The sequence below is a fragment of the Dolichospermum sp. LEGE 00246 genome (assembly GCF_015207865.1).
GTDB classification, from domain to species: Bacteria; Cyanobacteriota; Cyanobacteriia; order Cyanobacteriales; family Nostocaceae; genus Dolichospermum; species Dolichospermum heterosporum.
This window is the reverse complement of record NZ_JADEWA010000340.1, coordinates 1-5,958: the sequence shown is the minus strand read 5'-3', so window position 1 is coordinate 5,958 and position 5,958 is coordinate 1. Positions and strand designations below refer to the sequence as shown.

Sequence of the window (5,958 nt, the reverse complement as noted above, 5' to 3'; positions counted from 1 at the left end):
ATTGCTTCCCTTCGGTCGCAATGACAAATTCAAAAACTTTCCTATGTCATTGCGAATGTAACGAAGTGGAGTGAAGCAATCTCATCTGCTTCACTGCGATCGCAATGACAAATTCAAAAACTTTCCTATGTCATTGCGAATGTAACAAAGTGGAGTGAAGCAATCTCATCTGCTTCCCTGCGATCGCAATGACAAATTCAAAAACTCTCCTATGTCATTGCGAATGTAACAAAGTGGAGTGAAGCAATCTCATCTGCTTCCCTGCGATCGCAATGACAAATTCAAAAACTTTCCTCTGTCATTGTGAATGTAACGAAGTGGAGTGAAGCAATCTCGTCTTCACCGAGAGATTTTGCGATTGCTTCCCTTCGATCGCAATGACAAATTTAAAAACTCTCCTATGTCATTGCGAATGTAACGAAGTGGAGTGAAGCAATCTCGTCTTCACCGAGAGATTTTGCGATTGCTTCCCTGCGATCGCAATGACAAATTCAAAAACTCTCCTATGTCATTGCGAATGTAACAAAGTGGAGTGAAGCAATCTCGTCTTCACTAAGAGATTTTGCGATTGCTTCCCTTCGGTCGCAATGACAAATTCAAAAACTCTCCTATGTCATTGCGAATGTAACAAAGTGGAGTGAAGCAATCTCGTCTTCACTAAGAGATTTTGCGATTGCTTCCCTTCGGTCGCAATGACAAATTCAAAAACTCTCCTATGTCATTGCGAATGTAACAAAGTGGAGTGAAGCAATCTCATCTGCTTCTCTTCGGTCGCAATGACAAATTCAAAAACTTTCCTCTGTCATTGCGAATGTAACAAAGTGGAGTGAAGCAATCTCGTCTTCACTGACATTAAATATTCAAATCCCGTAAAGCTAACCGAATTTGTTCTAAGCGTCTGCGGTTGACACCAAAATCAGAATCTCCTACACGAGATGCAGAACGGATATGAATAACTGACTTATCGCCAGGAAAGTAAAACTCCACATCATCAACAAACTTGAAAATGCGACTTTTAGAAATTGCATGAATATAATTATCTGTTTGTGATATGATCGTGGTGCGGGGAACAACAGTGAGGACTTTTAGTAAAGTTTCTCTGGCTTTATCTCGTTCTATATGATAGGTAATCGGCTCAATAGCGTGTTTAGCATCAGCATTTTGACTGACAACACAATTAGGAGAAACTGGACAAGGACTAAGACTAGCTGACTCAATTCCTAAGCTTGAAGCTGAAGCAGTTGCAGGAATTATAAAACTCAGGATCAACGTTAGGAATATCGAGAAAATAATCTTTCGTAGTTGAGAGATTGTTGTTAAATTAGACATAATCAGTTAACTGTTATATTCTGTGATTCTTTGTATATTATCAGCTTTCTACACATTATCATCAAATTAGGTTTTTCAAGTTTTCCATCTTAAAATCACACTCCCCTTCTGATAGAGAAGGGACAGTGTGGGTATTACTTCATATCGTAACCAAATAAATTAGGATCAACTCCTCCTAATTGTAAATCTGCTAAACCATATTCTTGCCAGCGTCTTTCTACCATTTCCGCAACATTGGGATCTGATTTTAATGGTTCACCCCATTCATGTTCTGTTTCTGGAGGAATTTTTGTGGTGGCATCTATACCCATTCTCCCACCTAAACCTAATTTTTCACTAGCAAAATCTAAAGTATCAAAGGGAGTATTTGGTAATATAAATACGTCTCTGGTAGGATCAACTTTGGAACTGATCGCCCAAACAACTTGACGGGGATCACGAACATTGATATCTTTATCGACGACAATCACAAATTTCGTGTAAGTGAATTGTGGTAACGCACTCCAAAAGGCTAAAGCTGCTCGCCGTGCTTGTCCAGGATAAGCTTTATCTATGGAAATAATTGCGGCTTTGTAACTTAACGCTTCCATTGGCAGGAAGAAATCAACTATTTCTGATACTTGTTGCCGTAAAATAGGGGTGTAAATCCGGTTAAGAGCGATCGCCATCATGGCTTCTTCTTTTGGTGGCAACCCGCTAAATGTGGTAAGATAAATGGGGTTTTTGCGGTGTGTCATACACTGAAACCGCACCAAAGGCGAATCCTCCACACCGCCATAATATCCCATGTGGTCGCCAAAGGGTCCATCCGGTAAAACTTCCCCCGGTGTAATTGTCCCTTCTAAAACAAATTCGGAATCTGCGGGAACTTCCAAATCTACAGTTTTACACCTGGCTAAGTTGACTCCCGAACCGCCATACAATCCAGCAAATAACCATTCTGATAAATCTACAGGAATGGGTGTGGCTGCTGCCATAATGATTAAAGGATCTACACCCAGAGCGATCGCTACCTCTAACTTTTTACCACGTTCTGCGGCTTTGCGTAAATGTCTCGCACCACCCCGCACCGATAGCCAATGTACAGTCATAGTATTATTAGACTGTAACTGTAAACGATATACGCCTACATTGGGGATTCCTGTCTCACAATCCTTAGTAATTACCAATCCTAGCGTAATAATCTTGCCAGCATCTCCCGGATAAGGACGTATTAAAGGCAACTTATTTAAATCTAAATCATTTCCAGCAACTACCACCTGTTGACAAGGCGGAAAAAAGTCCCTTCCCGGTTTAGCTTTCACCACGTCAAACAGCACTTTACCAAAATCTATAGCTTGGGAAATCTTTTTCGGTGGTTTGGGTTGCTGAAGCATACTTAGCTTCTTTCCCAGGGTTTCCAACTCCTCTGGTTTTTCCATGTTCATCGCCCAGCATATCCTTTCCACAGTCCCCATTAAGTTAACTGCGACGGGAAAAGATGCACCTTTGACATTCTCGAATAGTAAGCCTGGACCACCTTTTCGCAGCATTCGGTTGGAAATCTCCGCAATTTCCATATCTGGGTCAACCAAAGCTGAAATTCGCTTTAATTGTCCTCTTTGTTCTAGAATTTTAATGAATCCCCGTAAATCTCGCGCCATTGTTTTTTTTAATTATTAAGAAGTGTAAAGCTATTCTTATTTTAGTCTTGATTTGGATAAGTTGACTTTTTAGTACAAATATACTATATTGAGGGAAAGAGGGATTTTTCTCACGCAGAGACGCGGAGGCGCAGAGAGGGAAATCCGGTTTTTAATTGATAAAAGTTAGGGGGTTTTATGTCGAAGTTAAATCACCAAATTTCTCTGTTAGAACTCATCCAAATTTTATCTGAATATCGTCAACATATCATTTTGAATTTATATAAGTTAAAGGAAGATTACCAGCGAACTCGTATTAAACGGGTGAAGGGTGTTAGAGATATTAATGGTGATTTAATAACTCCTAGTTTACAAACTGAAGATGTTTATGCTGGTGATTTTGTGCAAATGGGTGTATTCGCTATAAATCGCAATACTGCTACTATTAATATGTTGGTGAAGCGGAAAGTTAAACTGGTAAAGGCTGAAGATTATACCCCTATTATTGAGATTGTAGGGTTACTGGCTCATGATTTGCATAATTTCAATAATTATACCATTGTCAAAGATGGTAAAGTTCATATTTCGGCTTTAAATATTAAAATCAGCAACAAGAAAGTATTTGATTTATTGCAATCTAAAGGTGTAATTACTGCTGATGAGTTTGAATTTGATCGTGAATATCAAATCCAATTAGATAATTTACCATTAGTTCCTGTTAATATCAATTTTGGCAATATTGATGGGTTATTTACGCAATTAGCAGAAATTAAGGTGATTACGAGCATTCTGTCTGCTTGCTTACGTCATCAATCAGAATTGTTTGTGAGTAACCAAGTAGAGGAATTAAAAAAACATTATTTATCCAAAAATCTCTATCTGAATTTTCCTACCACTCAGGAATATTCAGATCCAATTGATTCTCATATTAGTCATAAAATTGAGTTTGGTAATCAGGATATTCTCAACTTGAGTAAATTATATGCTGCTAACCAGTTTTTAGGGCGGAGATATGAAGTTTACGACCAAAAAACTGGAGAGATTTTCCTGAAACCAACTTTGGAAATGGTTCTAAATCAAAATATCGCTTTTCGACAAAAAGCTATTTCTGCCAGAATGAAACTAACTAAAGTTGATGATTTGATGAAACCCATTTTTGATGACTTTCTGGGAATCAATATCAATGGAAAAGTAGGAAAAATTCTTTGTAAAGTTGGTGAGCATAATTTGGCGTTATTATTATATACCCAACACGCTCATAAATCTATCAATAGAGAAGAGTTAATTGCAGCTATGACGACAGCTTATAAAAAGTTAGTAGCTTATGTTGAGCAGATTTACCAAGAAAAGATTTCTCCTATGGTGTTTTATATTGGTTCAACAGGACTCTTACCAAATAAAATCCCTGCTACAGCATTAACTGCTAATGAATTAGCGGCTAAATACCCACAGTTGCAATTTTCTAAAAATGAACAGTCAGGAACATTTTTTGAAGTTGGAAATACCATTATTAGCATTTATCCGCAAACAGAATATTACAGTAAAAATTCATTAGCTGTGAGTTAGTTCTGTAGTCGTAGGGGTTGATAGCGTTTCCACGTCTAACAGGGTACAAATTTATCTGCGTTTATCTGCGTTCATTCTCTTCCATCTGCGGTTAATTCTTTCTTCTTGTACCTCACAGGAACGGTAATTTCTATAGCAATGCTACACCATAAATCTGTACTTTTCCCATTGCTAAAAGTGCTGTTCCATAAGCTGCTTCCCTATGAATTGATGAAACAACTGGTACTTTTAAATAACGTTGACGAATAGCTGTCCAAGTGGAATTAGTCGCACCACCACCAGCAGTATAAATATGGGTTAAAGAATCTGCACCTAGATTTTGCAATAGTTCATATCCTCTAGTTTCTATTCTCGCCATACTTTCTAATAAACCATGTAGAAATTCTTTATTTTGATCGGGACGCGGTTCTAGTCTGGGTAATAATTGGGGATCATTAATGGGAAAGCGATCGCCTGGTTTCAATAATGGGTAATAATCTAACTCACTGGGTTGAGTTGGATCAATTTCTGCGCTTAACCTCACTAACTCAACATTGCTGAAAAAATGCTTTAAAACAGCACCTCCTGTATTAGAAGCACCTCCTGTTAGCCATAAATCACCTAAACGATGGCTATAAATTCCATATCGCGCATCTTCAATTCTTTGACGACTTAAAAGTTTTAGGACTAAAGTTGACCCCAGGGAAGTTACCGCTTCCCCCGGAAATTTAGCTCCACTGGCTAGAAAAGCCGCAATACTATCTGTTGTGCCAGCAACCACCAAACAATCGCCTTTAAAGCCAAAATCAGCCGCAATCCTGGGAAGTAATTCACCAATAGCAGTTCCCGGTGTTAACACTTGTGGTAACTGGAGAGGAATTTCTAATTGTTCCAACCATTCTGGATATTGCAATTTTTCTACATCATAACCCAGCTTCAAAGCGTTGTGGTAATCGCTAATACCTAACTTTCCATGCAAAAGAAACCCCAGCCAATCGGCTTGATGTAATAAATATCTGGCTTTTGTAAAATCAGGTAATGCTTGCATCCAGAGGAGTTTCGCTAGACTAGATGTAGCACTTAACACAGTGTGATTAGCCGGAGCAAACCAACTCAACCGTTCTAAAGCTGTCGCACCCCGACCATCATTGTACAACAGCGGCGCGTCTATAGGCTCTCCAGCCCCATCAGTCAGCAAAATAGTAGAAGAAGTCCCATTAATAGCGATCGCCCCGATCTCCCCCCTTAAAGCCTCCGGAATTTGCCCTAATAGACTCCATAAAGCCTCTCGCCAACATTTTACCCAGTTAATAGTCTCAACCAGCCAATAATGACGCATTTCCGACAAAACGCGACCTTCTTCATCAATTACCACACCCCGTGCGCCAGAAGTGCCAAAATCAATACCCAGGGATAAAGTCATAAATTCAGGGGAGTTGGGGGAGTTGGGGGCTGTCTCTTA

The 5,958-nt window shown here is 39.1% G+C and carries 4 protein-coding genes; 1 reads left to right on the top strand and 3 read right to left on the bottom strand.

From position 1 onward, the window contains the following. Positions 1-852: 852 nt before the first annotated feature. Both IQ228_RS19105 and IQ228_RS19100 read right to left on the bottom strand, forming a co-directional pair. Positions 853-1,329 carry a DUF1499 domain-containing protein gene (locus IQ228_RS19105; RefSeq protein ID WP_027404820.1) on the bottom strand — a complete coding sequence of 159 codons (477 nt, stop codon included), beginning with the start codon at positions 1,327-1,329 and terminating at the stop codon, positions 853-855. A 134-nt stretch (positions 1,330-1,463) separates the two neighbouring features. Continuing rightward, positions 1,464-2,972 (bottom strand): UbiD family decarboxylase, encoded by a 1,509-nt coding sequence (locus IQ228_RS19100; RefSeq protein WP_193963956.1) that lies wholly within the window; start codon positions 2,970-2,972, stop codon positions 1,464-1,466. A 177-nt stretch (positions 2,973-3,149) separates the two neighbouring features. On the opposite strand from IQ228_RS19100, the gene IQ228_RS19095 reads away from it, so the two are divergent. Further along, complete coding sequence (locus tag IQ228_RS19095) at positions 3,150-4,517, top strand: hypothetical protein (RefSeq protein ID WP_027404818.1); 1,368 nt, start codon at positions 3,150-3,152, stop codon at positions 4,515-4,517. A gap of 130 nt (positions 4,518-4,647) precedes the next feature. On the opposite strand, the gene IQ228_RS19090 is transcribed toward IQ228_RS19095, so the two are convergent. Next, positions 4,648-5,919 (bottom strand): FGGY-family carbohydrate kinase, encoded by a 1,272-nt coding sequence (locus IQ228_RS19090; RefSeq protein ID WP_193963954.1) that lies wholly within the window; start codon positions 5,917-5,919, stop codon positions 4,648-4,650. Positions 5,920-5,958: the final 39 nt, after the last annotated feature.

Bases quoted from the DNA above. Each gene is read 5' to 3' on its own strand.
- IQ228_RS19090 (WP_193963954.1), bottom strand. From the start codon at position 5,919: ATGACTTTATCCCTGGGTATTGATTTTGGCACTTCTGGCGCACGGGGT.
- IQ228_RS19100 (WP_193963956.1), bottom strand. From the start codon at position 2,972: ATGGCGCGAGATTTACGGGGATTCATTAAAATTCTAGAACAAAGAGGA.
- IQ228_RS19095 (WP_027404818.1), top strand. From the start codon at position 3,150: ATGTCGAAGTTAAATCACCAAATTTCTCTGTTAGAACTCATCCAAATT.
- IQ228_RS19105 (WP_027404820.1), bottom strand. From the start codon at position 1,329: ATGTCTAATTTAACAACAATCTCTCAACTACGAAAGATTATTTTCTCG.